Source organism: Cohnella sp. 56 (assembly GCF_037963805.1).
Classification (GTDB): domain Bacteria; phylum Bacillota; class Bacilli; order Paenibacillales; family Paenibacillaceae; genus Cohnella.
The window spans coordinates 225,281-242,231 of record NZ_JAZDQE010000004.1 but is presented as its reverse complement, the minus strand read 5'-3'; the positions used below and the strand labels follow the sequence as shown (position 1 = coordinate 242,231).

The window sequence follows — 16,951 nt, the reverse complement described above, 5'->3', positions numbered from 1 at the left end:
TGCGGAATAACGCGGATCGGGGCGGGATGCAAGCCCCCGTGCTCTTTGTCGAGCGTCTGTCGAAGACGATTCGCGGTCGGAAAATTATAGACGACATCTCGTTCGATGTGCGCGCCGGGGAGGTTTTTGGCTTTCTCGGCCCCAACGGCTCCGGCAAGACGACGACGATCCGCATGCTCGTCGATCTGATCAAGCCGACGTCCGGACGCGTGCTCGTCTGCGGCGAGGATGCGAACAAGCACCCCGAGCGTGCGCTCCGGTACGTCGGCAGCATCGTCGAGAATCCCGAGATGTACGGCTATATGACCGGCTGGGAAAATCTCGACCTGTTCGCGCGCATGCAGGACGGCATCGGCGAGGAAAGGATCGCCGAGGTGGCGCGGATCGTACGGCTCGACGAGCGGATGCACGACAAAGTCAAAACGTATTCGCTCGGCATGCGGCAGCGGCTCGGCATCGCGCAGGCGCTGCTCGGCGCGCCGAAGCTGCTCATTCTGGACGAGCCGACCAACGGCCTCGATCCGAAGGGCATCAAGGAGCTGCGCGCCTTCATCCGCGAGCTGGCCGCGCAGGGCATGAGCGTGTTCGTGTCGAGCCACCTGCTCAGCGAGATTCAGCTGCTCTGCGACCGCGTCGCGATCATCGACGCCGGCAGGATCATCGCCGTCGGCGACGTGCACGAGATGATCGCCCAGGCCGAAGCGCATACGCTGTGGCTGTTCGAGGACCCGGCGGCCGGCCGGCGGATTCTGTCCGAAGACCCGCGCGTGGACGTGGCGGACCGCGACCGCGCGCTGCTCGACGAAGCCGTGCTGCTGGCGCTTCCGGGCGCGATCCCGACGCGAATCCGCGAAGCGGACGTCCCGGGCGTCGTCGCGCGCTGCACGGAAGCGGGCGTCGGCGTGCTGGCGGTTCAGCGTGTCGTGCCGACGCTCGAATCTTTATTTCTCACGCTGACGGGAGGCGAGCGCGATGCGCCGTAATCTTGAGCTGATCCGCAACGAGACGGTGAAGGTGTGGAAGAAAAAGCGATTCGCCGTCATCCTGCTCATTCTGCTCGTGCTCGTGCCCGTATTCGTTTACGCGCAGATGAAGATTGCACAGAACAGCGAGGACAAGTTCACCGACTGGCGGGCGGAGCTCAGACAGCGCATCGCCGACAATACGAACGCACTGTCGAGCGACCGCATACCCGAGGAATGGAAAAAATGGCGTCTCGCGCTCGTTCAGCAGCTGCAATATTATTTGGACCGCGACGTCAATCCGAATACGACGAACGCGGTGCGCTTCACCAATACGTTCCTGCAGAACGCGGTCGGTCTGTTCATCCCGCTCATGGTGCTGGCCGTCGCATCGGATATCGTGTCCTCGGAGCGATCGGGCGGCACAATCAAGATGCTGCTGACAAGGCCCGTGCGGCGCTGGCGCATTCTGGCTGCGAAGCTGGCCACGCTGACGCTGTACGTGTCGCTGATCCTCGTTGTCACGGCCGCGGTCAGCTACCTCATATCCGGCCTCGTCTTCGGCTACGGAGGCTGGCGCGAGCCTGTGTTCGTCGGCTTCAGGCTGCACGGCTCCGATATGGATACGACGGGTGTGCATGCGGTGACGCAGGGCGCTTATATGCTCATGCAGCTCGGACTCGTCTGGTTCTCGGCCATGACGGTGGCGGTCATCGCCTTCATGGTGTCGGTGCTCGTCCGCAGCACGGCCGCAAGTCTCGTCACGATGATGGCGGCGGTCATCTCCGGCTCGATTCTCGCGAATATGGCCTCGTCCTGGCACAGCGCCAAATATTTGTTTAACGTCAATCTCGACCTGTCCGTCTATCTGCAAGGCTCTCCGCCGCCGATCGAAGGGATGACGCTCGGGTTCTCCCTGGCCGTGCTGGGCGTGTGGGCATTGGCCGCAATCGGGGTGTCGTTCGCCGTATTCACGCGGCAGGATATTTTGGCTTAATTTGGATGAAGGCGTCATTTGTCAACATGAATTGGAAGTTTTAAGCGAGGGTTCGACATCGTCCGGGCTCGTGCTATAATCGATGCAAGGACGGTGATACAAGTGAGCGATGAATTGCTGAGACAGATTGCGGATACGCTGGGAGATGTCGTCGGACGGCTGGATAGGCTGGAGCGGAAGCAGGATCGGTTCGAGCAGAAGCAGGATCAGTTCGAGCAGAAACTCGATCAGCTGGAGCTGCGAATGGAGCGAGTCGAACACAAAGTTGACCGGATCGAACACAAGCTGGACGCGACCTTCGAGCAAGTGGCCAAAAACACCGAGCATGAGGTTGCTTTTAACGAGCTTGCATCCGTCGTCGCCGAGCATACGACCGATATCCGCCTGTTGAAAAAAGTCGTAGCTGCCAGTTGAGTCTTTGCCGATAAAAATTGCAAACGTCCGACTTTAGACCGTTTCTGCCGCCCGCAGGCGGTTTATTTTTATTTGCGGGGCATCATTACTTTACGGACGCCTTGTGCATATTCTGCCTTTTAGCTTAAAATGAACGGAAGGTGCGTCTGTACGGGCGCTTTAGAAGCAGCAAGGAGGATCTTTCGTGACCGAACAAACAGGTCTGTACGCCGAAATGGCGGCGCAGGCGGGTACGACATACGGAGCGGACGACATACAAGTGCTGGAGGGGCTGACCGCCGTCCGCAAGCGGCCCGGGATGTACATCGGCAGCACTACCTCGTCCGGTCTGCATCATCTCGTGTGGGAGATCGTGGACAATGCCGTCGACGAGCATCTGGCCAAGTACTGCTCGCGGATCGACGTGACCATTCATAGCGACAACTCCGTCACGGTGCAGGACAACGGGCGCGGGATCCCGACCGGCCTGCACAAGACCGGCGTGCCGACGCCGCAGGTCGTCTTTACGATTCTGCACGCGGGCGGCAAGTTCGGCGGCGGCGGCTACAAGAAATCGGGGGGCCTGCACGGCGTCGGCGCCTCCGTCACGAACGCGCTGTCGCAGTGGCTCGAGGTGGAGATCTACCGCGAGGGCAAGACGCATCGCATGCGCTTCGAGACATGGGTCGACGAGGCTGGCAAGGAGCATGTCGGCGAGCCCGTGACGGGCCTCGAGGTGCTCGGCAATACGAACAAGACCGGCACGAAGGTGACGTTCAAGCCGGACCCGAAGGTATTCCACGGCAATGTCTCGATCAATTACGACACGCTGTCCGAGCGTCTGCAGGAGATCGCATTCCTGAATTCGGGGCTCAAGGTGACGGTCAAGGACCAGCGCTCCGGCAAGGAGGACGTATTCCACTACGAGGGCGGCGCCAAGCAGTTCGTGGAGTTCCTGAACGAGGGGAAAACGGTGCTGCACGACGTCGTTCACTTCTCGGCGGAGCGGGACGATATCGAGGTCGAGGTGGCGCTCCAGTACAACGACGGCTACACCGAGACGATCGCCTCGTTCGTCAACGCCATCCCGACGCGGGGCGGCGGCACGCATGAGACGGGCTTCAAGACGGCGTACACGCGCGTCATGAACGAATACGCCCGCAAGATCGGCCAGCTCAAGGAAAAGGAAAAGAACCTCGAAGGCAGCGATCTGCGCGAAGGCATGATGGCGGTCATCAACATCAAGATGTCGGAGGTCGAGTTCGTCGGGCAGACGAAGGACCAGCTCGGCAGCGCCTCGGCGCGCAGCGCGGTCGACGCCGTGGTGGCGGAGAAGATGGCCGTGTTCCTCGAGGAGAATCCGCAGGTCGGACAGCAGCTCATCCGCAAGTCGGTGCAGGCGTCCAAGGCGCGCGAAGCGGCGCGCAAGGCGCGCGAGGAGATTCGCAGCGGCAAGAAGCGCAGCGAGAGCGCGAGTCTGGGCGGCAAGCTGTCGCCGGCGCAGTCCAAGGACTACACGCGCAACGAGCTGTTCATCGTCGAAGGCGATTCCGCCGGCGGCTCCGCCAAGCAGGGGCGCGACTCCAAGTATCAGGCGATTCTGCCGCTCAAGGGCAAGCCGATGAACCCGGAGAAGGCCAAGCTGATCGATATTTTGAAGAATGAAGAATACAAGGCCATCATCTCCGCGACGGGCGCCGGCGTCGGTCCCGAGTTCGACGTCGAGGAGTGCAATTACTCCAAGATCATTATCATGACGGACGCCGACACGGACGGCGCGCACATCCAGGTGCTGCTGCTCACGTTCTTTTACCGGTATATGAAGCCGCTGATCGACGCGGGCAAGGTGTTCATCGCCCAGCCGCCGCTCTACAAGCTCACGCGCAAGTCGGGGAAGCTTGAGACCGTACGGTATGCATGGACGGACGAGCAGCTGCAGAACTACCTCAAGGAAATCGGAAAAGGCGCGGAGCTGCAGCGCTACAAGGGACTCGGCGAGATGAACCCCGATCAGCTGTGGGAGACGACGATGAATCCGGAGACGCGCACGCTGCTGCAGGTGCAGATCGAGGACGCCGCCAAGGCGGAGCGCCGCGTGTCCACGCTGATGGGCGACAAGGTCGATCCGCGCAAGCGCTGGATCATCGACAACGTCGACTTCACGGAATACGAGGAATAAGGACGGAGAGACATATATGAGCCTGCTCGAGAACTTTTTGCCGGCGTTTCTGGAGGAGGTCGTAGGCGACCGCTTCGGACGCTATTCCAAATACATCATCCAGGACCGCGCCATTCCGGACGTGCGCGACGGCCTGAAGCCGGTCCAGCGCCGGATCCTGTACGCGATGTTCGATTCGGGCAATACCCCCGACAAGCCGTACCGCAAATCTGCGAAAACCGTCGGCGATGTCATGGGCAACTATCATCCGCACGGAGATTCGTCGATTTACGACGGCATGGTCCGGATGGCGCAGCCGTGGAAAATGGGGCACACGCTCGTCGACGGCCATGGCAACTGGGGTTCGATGGACGACGACCCGCCGGCGGCGATGCGGTATACCGAGGCGCGTCTGTCCCATATCGCGATGGAGCTGCTCAAGGATATCGACAAGCGCACCGTCCTGTTCAAGGACAACTTCGACAACACGACCAAGGAACCGGTCGTGCTGCCGGCGCGTTATCCGAATCTGCTCGTCAACGGCGTCAGCGGCATCTCCTCCGGCTTCGCGACCGAGATTCCGCCGCACAACCTGCGGGAAGTCATCGACGCGTGCACGGCGCTCATCGACAATCCGGACCTGAACGTGTCCGATCTGATGAAGATCATGCGCGGACCGGACTTTCCGACGGGCGGTCGCATCATGGGCGAAGACGGCATCCGTGAGGCATACGAGACGGGCAAGGGCCGCATCTACGTGCGGTCCAAGACGGCGATCGAGGACATGCGCGGCGGCAGACAGCAGATCGTCGTCACCGAGATTCCGTATCAGGTCGTCAAGTCCAAGCTTGCGAACAGCATCGACCAGCTGCGCCTTGAGAAGAAGGTCGAGGGCATCGCCGAAGTGCGCGACGAGAGCGGCCGCGCCGGACTGCGCATCGTCGTCGAGCTGAAGAAGGACGCCGACGCCGAGGGCATTCTCGCCTTTTTGTTCAAAAAAACCGATCTGCAGGTCGCCTACAACTTCAACATGGTGGCAATCGTCAACAAAGCGCCGCGTCAGCTCGGCGTCAAGGCGATGCTCGCAGCCTATATCGCCCACCAGCGCGAAGTCGTCACGCACCGCACCCAATTCGATCTGGAGAAGGCGGAGGACCGTGCCCATGTGCTCGAAGGGCTCGTCAAGGCGCTCAACCTGCTCGATGCGGTCATCGAGACGATCAAGGCTTCCAAAAACCGGCAGGATGCGCAAAACAATCTCGTGGCCAAGTTCGGGTTCTCCGAGCGCCAGGCCGACGCGATTCTTACGCTCCAGTTGTACCGCCTGACGAATCTGGAGATTCATTCGCTCGAAAAAGAGCACGCGGAGACGGTCAAAAAAATCAACCAGCTGCGCTCGATTTTGAACAACCCGAAAAAGCTGCTCGGCGTCATCAAGGACGAGCTGGGCGAGATTCGGGGCAAGTACGGCATCGACAGGCGTTCCGTCATCCAGGGCGAGGTCGAGGAGCTGAAGGTCAATCTTGAGGTGACCGTGCCGGCAGAGGAAGTGCTCGTCACGCTGTCGCGCCACGGCTACGTGAAGCGCACGAGCATGCTGTCGTTCACCCGCTCGGGCGGCGATCTGGGCAGTACGGGGCTCAAGGACGGCGATCAGCTGCGCTGGAGCCTGCAGCTCAACACGCTCGATTCGCTGCTCCTGTTCACGCAGAAGGGGATGTACTACCAGTTGCCCGTCCACCAGATCTCCGAGTTCAAGTGGAAGGAGAACGGGACCGCGATCGTCAACCTGATCCCGCTGCCCAAGGACGACCGGATTATGGCGGTCATCCCGGTCAAGGCGGGCGAGTGGAAGACGCTGGCCGATCAGGGCGAGCAGGGGCCCGCGCTCGTGTTCGTCACGCGGCGCGGCCAGGTGAAGCGGACGCTCATGTCCGAGTACGCGACCAACCGCAGCGTCGCGATCGCGGCTGTCAAGGTTGCCGAAGGCGACGAGGTGCGCTCGGTGTACCGGAGCGATACGCCGCAGGAGCTGCTGCTCGTCACGGAGCAAGGGCTCAGCATTCGGATTCAGGAATCCGACGTGAGCCCGCAGGGACGCGTCGCGGGCGGCGTGCGCGGCATTCTGCTGCGCGAGGGAGATGCCGTCGTCGCCGGCCTTCAGGTCGCCGGAGACGAGGGCGAGATCCTCGTCGTGTCGGACTACGGCTACGCCAAGCGCTCGCTGCTGCTCGATTATCCGCCGCAGGGACGCGGGGGCAAGGGCATCCAGACGTTCGAGATCAAGGAAGGCAAGCGCGTGCGCCCGAACGGCACGCGTCTCGTCGCCGCCTATTATGTCAAGGACGATATCAGCATCGTGACCGTGACGGCCGGCGGCGCATACGGCGAGTTCCATTCCGATGCGACGCCGCTCGAGGATCGCAGGGGCACAGGCCGAATCGTGGCCGCCATCGAGCGCACCGATCCGCTCGCGGAGACGTATCCGAAGCCGCAGCCGCCGCAGAGCCACTGATCCGCACTGACCCGCAGCCATCGGGACGCATGCATCCAGCCGCACGCCCCGATTCAGCTGCCATGAACCGCAGCACGAGCACCGTCGCCAAGCGATCGGTGCTCGTGCTGTCATCAGCGGTCAGTCGAATGGGCCGTCCTGCGGATCGTAGCGGTCGATCCACCTCAGCATCATTTCCAATACGAACCACAAGGGAACCGGCTCCGACAGCCGGCTCAGCCATGCAGGATCGTCCAGTATTCCGGCTTCGCGCGCCATGACGCCGATCATTCGTATACGCTCATCTTCAGCCGCCATTCATACCTCTCCTTCGCTTCAACCCCGTCCGTCGACCGGCCTTTGTCTTCAGTTGTCATCAGTATATGTCATAGGCTGTCGTCCTGTACCATACGATGCGGTTTTATGACGTAAATATTTAATGCGCTTAATCTATCTTTCGACATCGGGTTTGCATATAATTAAAGGAGCAGAGAAAAATCGGCTATTACGCTAATGAAGAGGTGAGCCTTAGGTGGAACCGGCTGCTGAATTCGTGAAGAGCTGGATGAAGCTCTCAAAGGACTGGCAAACCCAGATGGAGGCGGAGATGGCGCCTCAACTGACCGGAGGACAATTGCAAGTGCTGGAGCTGTTGCAGGCATACGAACCGATGAAGCCATCCGAGCTGCTGCCGCATCTGGAGACGACGCCTGCCGCCGTGACGACGCTGCTCGACCGCATGGAGCGCAACGGACTCGTACAGCGTACGCGCGATGCGAACGACCGCCGCATCGTATGGGTCAGCACGACCGACGTCGGCCATACCGAGCGCGAGCGCGGCCTGCGCATCCGCAGCGATATCGTCAACCGCTCGCTCGACCGTCTGTCAGCGCACAACCGGCAGCTCCTGGTGTACCTGATCGGCAAAGTATCGGGCACGAGGGACAAGAAGGCGCTCGAACGCAAAGAGGACCCGCAGGCGATGTAGCGCAGCGACCGACGCGCGGCATGGTGCGAACGGAAATTCGTGCATACGCTGGAATGTGTTGCGATTGACAACGGCAAGCGATCGCGTTAACATGATGCCTGTCGATTGTTTTAGAATGCATGTATGCAAATTCGTATAACCTCGCGATATGAAGGGCGGGGGTCTCTACGGGAAGCCTTAACTTCCTTGCTACGAATACCGGATCTTTTTCATGAGGTCCGTATTTGGTAGCAGGGAAGTTTTTTTGTGCTTGATTTTAGAGACAAATACTGGAGGTTAGCAAGAAATGAAATACAAAATGTCAGTATTGCTGGGCGCAGTCAGCTACGGCGTGCTGTCGACGATCGTAACGAAGGCGTACGGAAGAGGCTATGCGCTCGGAGAAGTCGTCGGCAGTCAAATGCTTGCAGGGTTTGCGCTTGTGTGGGTATTCCTGCTGATCCACAAGCTGAGAAGCGGCCGCGCCGCCAGTAACGCCCATATTAAAACGGCTGAACACGCGCCGCCGAAGCTTGCGTGGAAGCAGCGCGTGCTGCTGATGGCGGCAGGCGTGCCTACGGCGGTCACGGGGCTGCTCTATTATCAGTCGCTGCGCTATATCCACAATTCGATCGCCATCTTGCTGTTGTTCCAATTCACGTGGATGGGCATCTTGATCCAGGCGCTCGGACAGCGGCGGCGCCCGAGCCGCACGATGATGTATTCGCTTGTCGTGCTGCTGGCGGGAACGATGCTCGCGGCAGGCGTCCTCGACGAGGGGATGAGCAGCTTGAACGGGATGGGGCTGCTGTTCGGGCTGTCGTCCGCGCTTAGCTATTCGTTGTTTATACTGGTCAACGGCAAGGCGGTGCCCTCCGCGCATCCGGTTCAGAGAAGCGCATGGATGATCACTGGCGGTCTGCTGTTCGTATTCGTATGCTTCCCTCCTGAATTTCTGATCGACGGCAAGCTACTGTCCGGCTTGCTGCCGTTCGGACTGCTGCTCGGCTTTTTCGGCGCCTTTCTGCCTCCGATGCTGTATGCGATCGGAGTTCCGCGCATCGGGGAGGGACTGACCGGCATTTTGGGCGCCGCTGAGCTGCCTGTCGCGGTCATCTTGTCGTCCGTCGTCCTCCACGAGCATATCGGGTATTTGCGCTGGGTGGGCGTCGCCGTCGTATTGCTGGGCGTGGCGCTGCCGATTCTGTCCAGCAACATGCGGACGACGACGAGGCTGTCCAGAGGCACGTTGCCGCAATAAAAAAACGCCCGGGCTGCGGCCCGGGCGTTGCAGTGTTGCAGTAACTCATGCTATTCGGCGCTCTCCCAGCGACCGTAGATGCCGCAGGGCAGCGTCAGCCCGCTGCGCGTGATCGGCAGGCCGATCTCGCCGCAGTCGATTCTGCCGCCGTGGCGGCGTCCGATCGACATATGCAGCAGGTTGTGCAGCACCGTCGGAGACAGGCCGGTCGTGTACGAGTTGACGAGCACGAACAGCGGATTGTCGGACAGGATGCTCTTGCATTCCTCGAGAAACGGGTAGAGACTGTCCTCGAGCTTCCAGGTCTCGCCGCCCGGACCGCGTCCGTACGAAGGCGGGTCCATAATAATGGCGTCGTACTGCTTGCCCCGGCGCTGCTCGCGCTGTACGAACTTGAAGACGTCGTCGGTGATGTAGCGTACGGGCGCGGATTCGAGGCCGGACAGGGCGGCGTTTTCCTTGGCCCACTGGACCATGCCCTTGGCGGCGTCCACGTGGCACACCTCGGCGCCCGCGGCAGCGGCCGCCACGGTCGCGCCGCCCGTATACGCGAACAGGTTGAGCACGCGGATCGGTCTGCCGGCGTCCTTGATCCGCTTCATCATCCAGCTCCAGTTGACCGCCTGCTCGGGAAACAGCCCCGTATGCTTGAAGTTGGTCGGCTTGATGTGGAAGCGGAGCTGTCCGTAGGAGATCGTCCAGCGTTCGGGCAGCTGCTTGTTGAACTGCCATTGTCCCCCGCCGGAGGAGCTGCGGTAATAGTGGCCGTCGGGCTTCTGCCAGTCGGCGGTCTCCTTGGCCAGCGGCCAGATGATCTGCGGGTCGGGGCGTCTTAGGATGACATCTCCCCACCGCTCGAGCTTGTCGCCCGCGCCGGTGTCGATGAGCTCGTAGTCTTGCCAATCGGTAGCCATTCTCATAATCTGCGTTAACTTCCTTTGCTTAATGAATATGTCGCGATGTCGCGGTCGATTTGTCTAGCGCACGTCTTCGAGTGCGCCGCATTCCGCCAGGAACCGGTAGCCGAACCCGCGAACCGTGTGTATGTATACCGGGCACGAGGGATCGGGTTCGATTTTTTTGCGGAGATTGCTGATATGAACCATTAGCGTGCGCGTATCCCCCATGCTGTCCGTATGCCACACGAGCCGGTACAGCTCGTTCATGGCGAAGATGCGGTTCGGCTGGCGCGCCAGCACGCAGAGCAGCTCGAATTCCTTGGCAGAGAGCTGGAGCGGCTCTCCGCCGCGCTTCACCTCGAAGCGGACCGGGTCGATCTCGAGGCTGCCGTATACGAGCGTGACGGGCTGCTCGTCCGACTGCGGCCGCTCGCGCTGACGTCTGCGGCGGATGTGCGCATGGACTCTGGCCACGAGCTGTCGCGGGCTGAACGGCTTGGTGATGTAGTCGTCGCCGCCCTCGGACAGGCCGAGCACGATATCCGCATCCTCGCCTTTGCAGCTGAGGAACAGGATGGGCACGTCCGCGCAGCTGCCCGCGCGCATTTTTTTGCACACCTCGATGCCGTCCATGTCGCCGAGCGACACGTCTAATATGACGAGATCGGGACCGAGCGCCTCCGCGATTCGTATCGCATCCGATCCATCGTGAGCGGCATGCACCGCGAAGCCTTCCTTCGTCAGGTATAACCCGATCAGTTCGGTGATCTCCCGCTCGTCGTCCGCGACGAGAACGGTGCCGATCGGTCTGCCCAAGATGATTCCCTCCCATAGCGATGTCAACTTTCGACTGAACTTTATTATACTTAAAGCGTTGACGCATAAGCAATGCGCGTTTACGATGAGAGCAACGATTCAAGGCAGGAGCGATACGCAATGGGGTTGAAAAAACGAACGCGGGGGAGGTCCGTCTTAGTCTTCGTCGTGCTCTTCGTCGCGCTTGCAGCAACGGCGGCCGGCTGTGCCTGGCGCGACGGAAAGCCGACAGACCGTCCGGCGCTGCAGGACGGCGTCATGGATCTGCGCGGCTATTCCTTCGAGCGGAGCGGCACCGTGCCGCTTGCCGGGCAGTGGCGCTTCGCCTGGCGCGGGACGTGGGGCAAGGCCGCCTACGACCGGCTGATCCGGGTGCCGGGCATGTGGAGCAGCTTGCCGCGCGACGGGGACGGGCGCTTGACGAGCCAAGGCTACGGCATCTACCGGCTGGAGCTGCGCAATCTGCCGACGGATGAGGGCATGCTCGGCATCCGGGTGCCTAACCTGTCCACCGCCTATACGCTCTACGTGGACGGCGAGCAGGTCGCAGCCAGAGGCCGGCCCGGCAGCTCGAAGGAGGAGACGAAGCCCTATCAGTCGCCCGATATGATCTTTTTCAAACCTGCCGGCGGAGCCGCCACGATCGAGCTCGCGCTCTCGAACTTCCACCACCGTACGGGCGGCATCCGGAGCGCGCTCGTGCTCGGGACCGCAGGGCAGATCAAGCAGCTGACCTATGAACGCGAGGCGAGGGAGCTGATCGTGCTGGGCTGCCTGCTCATGATCGGCGTCTACCATCTGGGGCTGTACGCGCTGCGCAGGCGGGAGCTGGACAATCTGCTGTTCGCGTTTTTGTGCATTTGCGTCGCGGGCCGGATGAGCGTCATCGGAGAAGGGCTGCTCCCCCGGCTCGCGCCCGCACTGACATGGACGGCGGCGGGGAAGCTCGAATACAGCTTTTTCGTGCTGAGCGTGCTCAGCGGCTTCGCCTATTTCCGCCGGACCTACAGCAAGGAGCTGACCCGGATATGGACGTATGCGGCTTGCGCAGTCGCGGCGGTGCTGATGGGCGTGACCTGGGCGCTGCCGCTGCTTGCGTCTAGCTCCATCATGCCGCTGTACCAGGCGTTTGTCGTCATTTTGAGCGGGGCTTCATTATATTTGCTCATCCTGGCGCGGCTCAGAGGCCGCGAAGGAGCGACGCTCGCGCTGATCGGCGTGGCGGGTCTCGTAGCAGCGATACTCAACGATATATTTCTATATAACGGCTGGTGGCTGTCGTTCGATCTCGTGCCTTTCGGCTTGCTGTTCCTTATTGTTATGAACTCATTTATTATCTCGCTGCGGTTCTCCCGCACGTTCGTGAAGGCGGAGAAGCTGTCCGCCGAGCTCCGCAGATGGAACGGACAGCTCGAGGCGCGCATCGCCGAGCGTACGGAGGAGCTGCGGGCGATGGAGCAGTCCCGCAGACAGCTCGTCAGCAATATCTCGCATGACCTGCGCACCCCGATGACGCTCATTCAGGGCTATCTCGAAGCGCTGCGCGACGGCGTCATCACGGACTCGGCCCAACGTGACGCCGCGATCGGCTCGATGCTGAAGAAGGCGGAGGGGCTGAACGAGCTGATCCGGGATTTGTTCGATCTGTCCCTGCTGGAGGCGCGCCAGGCCAAGATGTCGTACGAGCTCGTCCCGCTGCAGGGCTGGCTCGAGCGCATCGCTCAAGACTACGGGCTGGAGCTGCAGGAGAAGGGCATCCGGTTCGCCTGCGCCGCCGCCGACGCGGAGTTGGGCGCATCCTACCTGAAGCTCGACGAGCATCGGATGGACCGGGTCATGTCCAATCTCATCTACAATGCGATCAAGGCAACGCCGCGCGGCGGAGAGATACGGGTCGTAGCGAGGTGGGGCGCGAGCGCCGGCGAAGCCGAGATCGCCGTATTGGACAACGGCTCCGGCATTCAACCCGAAGATCTGCCCTATCTGTTCGACCGGTTCTACAGAAATGACAAGTCGAGACAAGCGTCCTCCGGCGGCAGCGGACTGGGGCTCGCCATCGCGAGGGAGATCGTCGTCTCGCACGGCGGACGGATCGAAGCGCGCATTCGTCCTGCGGGCGGCAGCGAATTTATGCTGACGCTCCCGCTGTTCGGGAGCCTGGAAAAAGAAGAGGAGCTGATATCGTGAAGGTGCGAACGGGAAAGCGAGCGTTAGCGGGTGCGATAGTCCTGCTGCTCATCCTGCTGGCTGCGATCAGCGTGCTGCGGTGGCAGGGATATGACGGATGGGACAAGGCCGCGGCCGATGCGGTAGCCGACTGGCGCAGCGATGCGTGGACGAGCGCAGGACGGCTGATGAACGAGCTGGGGGCGACCGCCGCTATCGGCGCAATTACCATATTGTCGGCGGCGTATTGGGGGCTGCGGCGCGAATGGAAGGTCGCCTTCTCGTTCGTCGGCGTCGTCCTGCTGGCCTACCTATTGCAAATGTCGCTCAAGGCAGCGTTCGGATGGGAGCGGCCGGGAGGGGCGTGGGGAATCGATCACGACGGCTATGGGTATCCAAGCGGCAATGCGTCGATTGCCGCCGCGCTCTACGGATGGTGGCTGCTGCTCGCTGGGTACATGCTGCGCAGCCGCTTGATGCGGGTTGTCGTAGGTGCGATTGCGGTCCTGATGATTGTGGCGACATGCTGGAGCCGGGTGTACTTCAGCGTACATTATTTATCCGATGTCGCGGCAGGCTGCTGTGTCGGCGGGATTTGCGCGCTTGCGGCCGGCTTTATTTGCTTTTGGCGACGCCGCTCCTCGGTATTTTATTGAATTCTCCCTCTACGACGCCGAGCAGCAGGCCGATCGACAGTTGGCGCTGATCGTGGTTCATCGACTTGAACAGCTCCAGAATCTTGTGCTCCTGCGTCTCGATGGGGTGATCGCTGCGCTGCGTGCCGGCTCCGCCGATAATATAGTCCAGCGATACGTTAAAGAAGGCGGCGAGCTTGATCAGCGTCTCGTATACGGGATGGCGGTTGTTGATCTCATAGTGACTGTATGCGGATCTCGTGATGCCGACCTGGCGCGCCACTTCCTCCTGGGACAGATGGCGTTCAAGCCGCAGCTGACGAAGACGATCTCCCATGCTCATATTTAAATTCTCCTTGATAGGTTAGACTATTTGCTATAACTTTATGATACATATTGTATCATGTCAAGCGTTTTCAAGAGGGATCGTCCGATTTCTTTTACAGACGGCCTCGTTTATGGTAGATTAGAATCATTATAATCTAATTCCTCTTCAGGCGGTTATCTGATAAAGGGGGCAGCCCGATGGCGGCAATCGACGACCAATTAGTTAAAATAAATAAACAACTGCAAAGCAAAGGCTATAAATTGACCTCGCAGCGCGAGGCCACGGTGCGAATTCTCCTCGAATACGAACAAGATCATCTGAGCGCGGAAGAAGTGTTCATGCTCGTACGCGAAGTGTATCCGGACATCGGCCTCGCGACCGTGTACCGGACGCTGGAGCTGCTGGCCGAGATGCATATCGTGGAAAAGATGAACTTCGGGGACGGCGTCGCAAGGTACGATCTGCGCGGAGACGATCATGCGCATATGCATCATCATCTGATCTGCACCGTGTGCGGCCGGCTCACGGAGATCAAGGAAGACTGGCTCGGGGAGCTGGAGGAACGCTTGGAGCGCGAGTACGGCTTTAAAGTAAGCGATCACCGGCTGGAGTTCACGGGCACGTACATGCATTGCCAGCGCGACGGCTGCAAGCACGGCGGCAAGGCGGTATCCTGACGCAGCAGTCTCCATACGACGAACCAAGTTGCCGTCCGGCCTGAAGGACGGCATCTTCGCATGCCCGAATATGCAGCGGCGCAGGCCGCAGGAGAAGGGAGCAAGCAAGACGTGCTGTCCGACAATTGGCGGCGGCTGGAGCCGTTCATCCGGTCGCTGCCCGCCAAGGAACGCTACGACAAAGCGGACCTGCTCGTCCCGCAGACGCTGCTGTCGCAGGTCGGCAGCGTCGAGATCTATTATGCGCCGCATCATGAATATGTGAACCGGGCGGCCCGGATCGTGATTGTCGGCCTAACGCCCGGCTGGCAGCAGATGGAGCTCGCCTACCGGACCGTCGGACGCGCCTTGAATCAGGGACTGTCCGCCGAGGCGGCCTGCCGCGAAGCGAAGCTGACCGCCAGGTTCGCGGGCAGCATGCGGACGAATCTGATCGGCATGCTGGATGCGCTCGCGATCGCCGCCAGATTCGGCGTGCCGGATGCCGCCGCTCTTTTTGACCGGGATCGCACGCTCCTGCACACGGCCGCCGTGCTCCCGCAGCCGGTATTCGCAGCAGGGGCCAACTACACGGGTCATCGGCCGCCGCTCCTGCCCGGCACGGTGCTTCACGATCTGGCTGTCGAATCGCTTCGCGCCGAGCTGGCGGCGTTCGGGAGCGCGCTCGTCATCCCGCTGGGACGGACGGTCGAGCAAATCTGCCGCAGGCTCGCGGATGATGGCGTCATTCGGGAGGAGCGCTGTCTGTGGGGGTTCCCGCACCCGTCTGGCGCGAACGGCCACAGGCACCGGCAGTTCGATGAGGCGAAGGCGGGCATGTCGCGCGTGCTTGACGCTTTGGACCGTTAGCTCAGGCTGCGGGCTTCAACGTCGGCTCCGCGGAATGCGGCTGCCGCTGTCTAGCGCTTGTCCGCTTTGCGCTTCAACTGCCGCGCCCGGAACAACAGCCAGCCGACGGCGACGATCATAATGATGAACATTATCGTATACGTGACAATCATAGGTGCACCTCCGATAGATTAAGGTTTACCCGGAAGGCGCCTTCCTGATTCATGCTTCGATTGGCCTAACTGTCATACAATCGGTTACAATAGAATGGAATTCATGCCAAGGAGGAGAAGCTCAGGTGAAATTCAGTCAACTCGGCAAGTCCGGCATCAAGGTCAGCAAGCTGTGCCTCGGAACGATGAACTTCGGGGTCGACACGGATGAGAAGGAAGCGTTCAGAATGATGGACGCGGCGCTCGATGCAGGCATCAACTTCTTCGACACGGCGAACATCTACGGCTGGGGCGAGAATGCCGGCCGCACCGAAGAGATCATCGGCCGCTGGTTCGCGCAGGGCGGCGGACGCAGGGAGCGCGTCGTGCTGGCGACCAAGTTCTACGGCGACATGAGCGATCCGCTGGACGGACCGAACAGCGGTGCGGGCCTGTCCGCCTACAAGCTGCGCAGGCATCTTGAAGGCTCGCTGCGCCGGCTGCAGACCGATCATATCGAGCTGTATCAGATGCATCACGTCGACCGCAACGTCTCGTGGGACGAGCTGTGGGAAGCGTTCCGCGTCGCTCAGTACCAAGGCAAGATCGGATACGTCGGCTCCAGCAACTTCGCGGGACGCGATCTCGTGAAGGCGCAGTACGAGGCCAAGGCGAGAGGCATGCTCGGTCTTGTCTCGGAGCAGCACAAATACAGCCTGATCACGCGCCTGCCCGAGCTTGAGGTGCTGCCCGCCGCGCAGGAGCACGGCATCGGCGTCATCGCCTGGAGTCCGCTCGACGGCGGCCTGCTGAGCGGACGCGCGCTTAATCCCGCGCCGGGCTCGAAGCGCGCGAGCGATCAGACGCGCGTGGACAAGTACCGCACGCAGCTGGAGGCGTTCGCGGAGCTGGCCGGCGAGCTCGGCGAGTCCGAAGCGAATCTCGCGCTGGCCTGGACGCTCGCGCATCCTGCGATGACGGCGCCGATCATCGGGCCGCGTACGATGGAGCAGCTCGAAGGCGCGCTCCGCGTCGTCGACATCGAGCTTGGCGAAGATACGCTCAAGCGGTTGAACGAGATCTTTCCGGGACCGGGCGAAGCGCCCGGCGCATATGCCTGGTAATGATTATACAAGTCACTCAAGCAATGCAGCGCCCGCAGCTTTTGCGGGCGTTTTTATATGGAATTGAATGGTGGAATAGTATCAAACGCAATAC

The 16,951-nt window shown here is 61.1% G+C and carries 16 protein-coding genes and 1 riboswitch; of the genes, 12 read left to right on the top strand and 4 right to left on the bottom strand.

All coding sequences use genetic code 11. From position 1 onward, the window contains the following. Positions 1-26: 26 nt before the first annotated feature. From VQ071_RS09365 to gyrA, 5 genes are all read left to right on the top strand, one after another. Entirely contained in the window at positions 27-983 is a 957-nt protein-coding gene (locus VQ071_RS09365; RefSeq protein WP_340513973.1) for an ABC transporter ATP-binding protein, read from the top strand. Beyond that, positions 973-1,959 (top strand): ABC transporter permease, encoded by a 987-nt coding sequence (locus tag VQ071_RS09360; RefSeq protein WP_340513698.1) that lies wholly within the window; start codon positions 973-975, stop codon positions 1,957-1,959. The genes VQ071_RS09365 and VQ071_RS09360 overlap by 11 nt, the downstream gene beginning before the upstream one ends. Positions 1,960-2,061: 102 nt before the next feature. Continuing rightward, entirely contained in the window at positions 2,062-2,373 is a 312-nt protein-coding gene (locus VQ071_RS09355) for a hypothetical protein (protein ID WP_340513697.1), read from the top strand. A 214-nt stretch (positions 2,374-2,587) separates the two neighbouring features. Continuing rightward, positions 2,588-4,531 (top strand): DNA topoisomerase IV subunit B, encoded by a 1,944-nt coding sequence (gene parE, locus VQ071_RS09350; RefSeq protein WP_340513972.1) that lies wholly within the window; start codon positions 2,588-2,590, stop codon positions 4,529-4,531. A 16-nt stretch (positions 4,532-4,547) separates the two neighbouring features. Next, a complete protein-coding gene (gyrA, locus tag VQ071_RS09345) occupies positions 4,548-7,025 on the top strand; it encodes a DNA gyrase subunit A (protein WP_340513696.1) in 2,478 nt (825 codons plus the stop codon). Positions 7,026-7,145: 120 nt separating this feature from the next. Here gyrA and VQ071_RS09340 read toward each other — a convergent pair whose 3' ends face one another. Beyond that, positions 7,146-7,322: a hypothetical protein gene (locus tag VQ071_RS09340; RefSeq protein ID WP_340513695.1), complete on the bottom strand. Its 177-nt coding sequence runs from the start codon at positions 7,320-7,322 to the stop codon at positions 7,146-7,148. Positions 7,323-7,569: 247 nt separating this feature from the next. Between VQ071_RS09340 and VQ071_RS09335 the strand changes: the two genes are divergently transcribed. Both VQ071_RS09335 and VQ071_RS09330 read left to right on the top strand, forming a co-directional pair. Beyond that, entirely contained in the window at positions 7,570-7,992 is a 423-nt protein-coding gene (locus tag VQ071_RS09335) for a MarR family winged helix-turn-helix transcriptional regulator (RefSeq protein WP_340513971.1), read from the top strand. 111 nt (positions 7,993-8,103) lie between these two features. Next, a riboswitch (purine riboswitch) is annotated at positions 8,104-8,204 on the top strand. A 74-nt stretch (positions 8,205-8,278) separates the two neighbouring features. Continuing rightward, positions 8,279-9,232, top strand: a complete 954-nt coding sequence (locus tag VQ071_RS09330) for a DMT family transporter (protein WP_340513694.1) — start codon at positions 8,279-8,281, stop codon at positions 9,230-9,232. Positions 9,233-9,282: 50 nt separating this feature from the next. Here VQ071_RS09330 and VQ071_RS09325 read toward each other — a convergent pair whose 3' ends face one another. Beyond that, positions 9,283-10,152: a class I SAM-dependent methyltransferase gene (locus VQ071_RS09325; RefSeq protein ID WP_340513693.1), complete on the bottom strand. Its 870-nt coding sequence runs from the start codon at positions 10,150-10,152 to the stop codon at positions 9,283-9,285. A 57-nt stretch (positions 10,153-10,209) separates the two neighbouring features. Then, entirely contained in the window at positions 10,210-10,947 is a 738-nt protein-coding gene (locus tag VQ071_RS09320; protein WP_340513692.1) for a response regulator transcription factor, read from the bottom strand. A gap of 120 nt (positions 10,948-11,067) precedes the next feature. Here VQ071_RS09320 and VQ071_RS09315 point away from each other — a divergent pair, with 120 nt between their 5' ends. Together VQ071_RS09315 and VQ071_RS09310 are read left to right on the top strand one after the other, a co-directional pair. Then, a complete protein-coding gene (locus VQ071_RS09315; RefSeq protein WP_340513691.1) occupies positions 11,068-13,134 on the top strand; it encodes a sensor histidine kinase in 2,067 nt (688 codons plus the stop codon). Further along, entirely contained in the window at positions 13,131-13,769 is a 639-nt protein-coding gene (locus VQ071_RS09310) for a phosphatase PAP2 family protein (RefSeq protein ID WP_340513690.1), read from the top strand. Before VQ071_RS09315 ends, VQ071_RS09310 begins: the two co-directional genes overlap by 4 nt. On the opposite strand, the gene VQ071_RS09305 is transcribed toward VQ071_RS09310, so the two are convergent. Continuing rightward, complete coding sequence (locus VQ071_RS09305; protein ID WP_340513689.1) at positions 13,729-14,091, bottom strand: helix-turn-helix domain-containing protein; 363 nt, start codon at positions 14,089-14,091, stop codon at positions 13,729-13,731. The genes VQ071_RS09310 and VQ071_RS09305 overlap by 41 nt on opposite strands. Positions 14,092-14,273: 182 nt before the next feature. Here VQ071_RS09305 and fur point away from each other — a divergent pair, with 182 nt between their 5' ends. From fur to VQ071_RS09290, 3 genes are all read left to right on the top strand, one after another. Next, positions 14,274-14,753, top strand: coding sequence for a ferric iron uptake transcriptional regulator (gene fur, locus VQ071_RS09300; protein ID WP_340513688.1), 480 nt, complete (start codon positions 14,274-14,276; stop codon positions 14,751-14,753). Positions 14,754-14,813: 60 nt separating this feature from the next. Next, complete coding sequence (locus VQ071_RS09295) at positions 14,814-15,602, top strand: uracil-DNA glycosylase family protein (protein WP_340513687.1); 789 nt, start codon at positions 14,814-14,816, stop codon at positions 15,600-15,602. A gap of 277 nt (positions 15,603-15,879) precedes the next feature. After that, positions 15,880-16,857 (top strand): aldo/keto reductase, encoded by a 978-nt coding sequence (locus VQ071_RS09290; RefSeq protein WP_340513686.1) that lies wholly within the window; start codon positions 15,880-15,882, stop codon positions 16,855-16,857. The last annotated feature ends 94 nt before the right edge of the window (positions 16,858-16,951 follow it).

Excerpts from the sequence above, each read along its gene's own strand:
- VQ071_RS09365 (WP_340513973.1), top strand. The coding sequence starts at position 27 with ATGCAAGCCCCCGTGCTCTTTGTCGAGCGTCTGTCGAAGACGATTCGC.
- VQ071_RS09360 (WP_340513698.1), top strand. The coding sequence starts at position 973 with ATGCGCCGTAATCTTGAGCTGATCCGCAACGAGACGGTGAAGGTGTGG.
- parE (WP_340513972.1), top strand. The coding sequence starts at position 2,588 with ATGGCGGCGCAGGCGGGTACGACATACGGAGCGGACGACATACAAGTG.
- gyrA (WP_340513696.1), top strand. The coding sequence starts at position 4,548 with ATGAGCCTGCTCGAGAACTTTTTGCCGGCGTTTCTGGAGGAGGTCGTA.
- VQ071_RS09340 (WP_340513695.1), bottom strand. The coding sequence starts at position 7,322 with ATGGCGGCTGAAGATGAGCGTATACGAATGATCGGCGTCATGGCGCGC.
- VQ071_RS09335 (WP_340513971.1), top strand. The coding sequence starts at position 7,570 with ATGAAGCTCTCAAAGGACTGGCAAACCCAGATGGAGGCGGAGATGGCG.
- VQ071_RS09330 (WP_340513694.1), top strand. The coding sequence starts at position 8,279 with ATGAAATACAAAATGTCAGTATTGCTGGGCGCAGTCAGCTACGGCGTG.
- VQ071_RS09325 (WP_340513693.1), bottom strand. The coding sequence starts at position 10,152 with ATGAGAATGGCTACCGATTGGCAAGACTACGAGCTCATCGACACCGGC.
- VQ071_RS09315 (WP_340513691.1), top strand. The coding sequence starts at position 11,068 with ATGGGGTTGAAAAAACGAACGCGGGGGAGGTCCGTCTTAGTCTTCGTC.
- VQ071_RS09305 (WP_340513689.1), bottom strand. The coding sequence starts at position 14,091 with ATGAGCATGGGAGATCGTCTTCGTCAGCTGCGGCTTGAACGCCATCTG.
- fur (WP_340513688.1), top strand. The coding sequence starts at position 14,274 with ATGGCGGCAATCGACGACCAATTAGTTAAAATAAATAAACAACTGCAA.
- VQ071_RS09295 (WP_340513687.1), top strand. The coding sequence starts at position 14,814 with ATGCCCGAATATGCAGCGGCGCAGGCCGCAGGAGAAGGGAGCAAGCAA.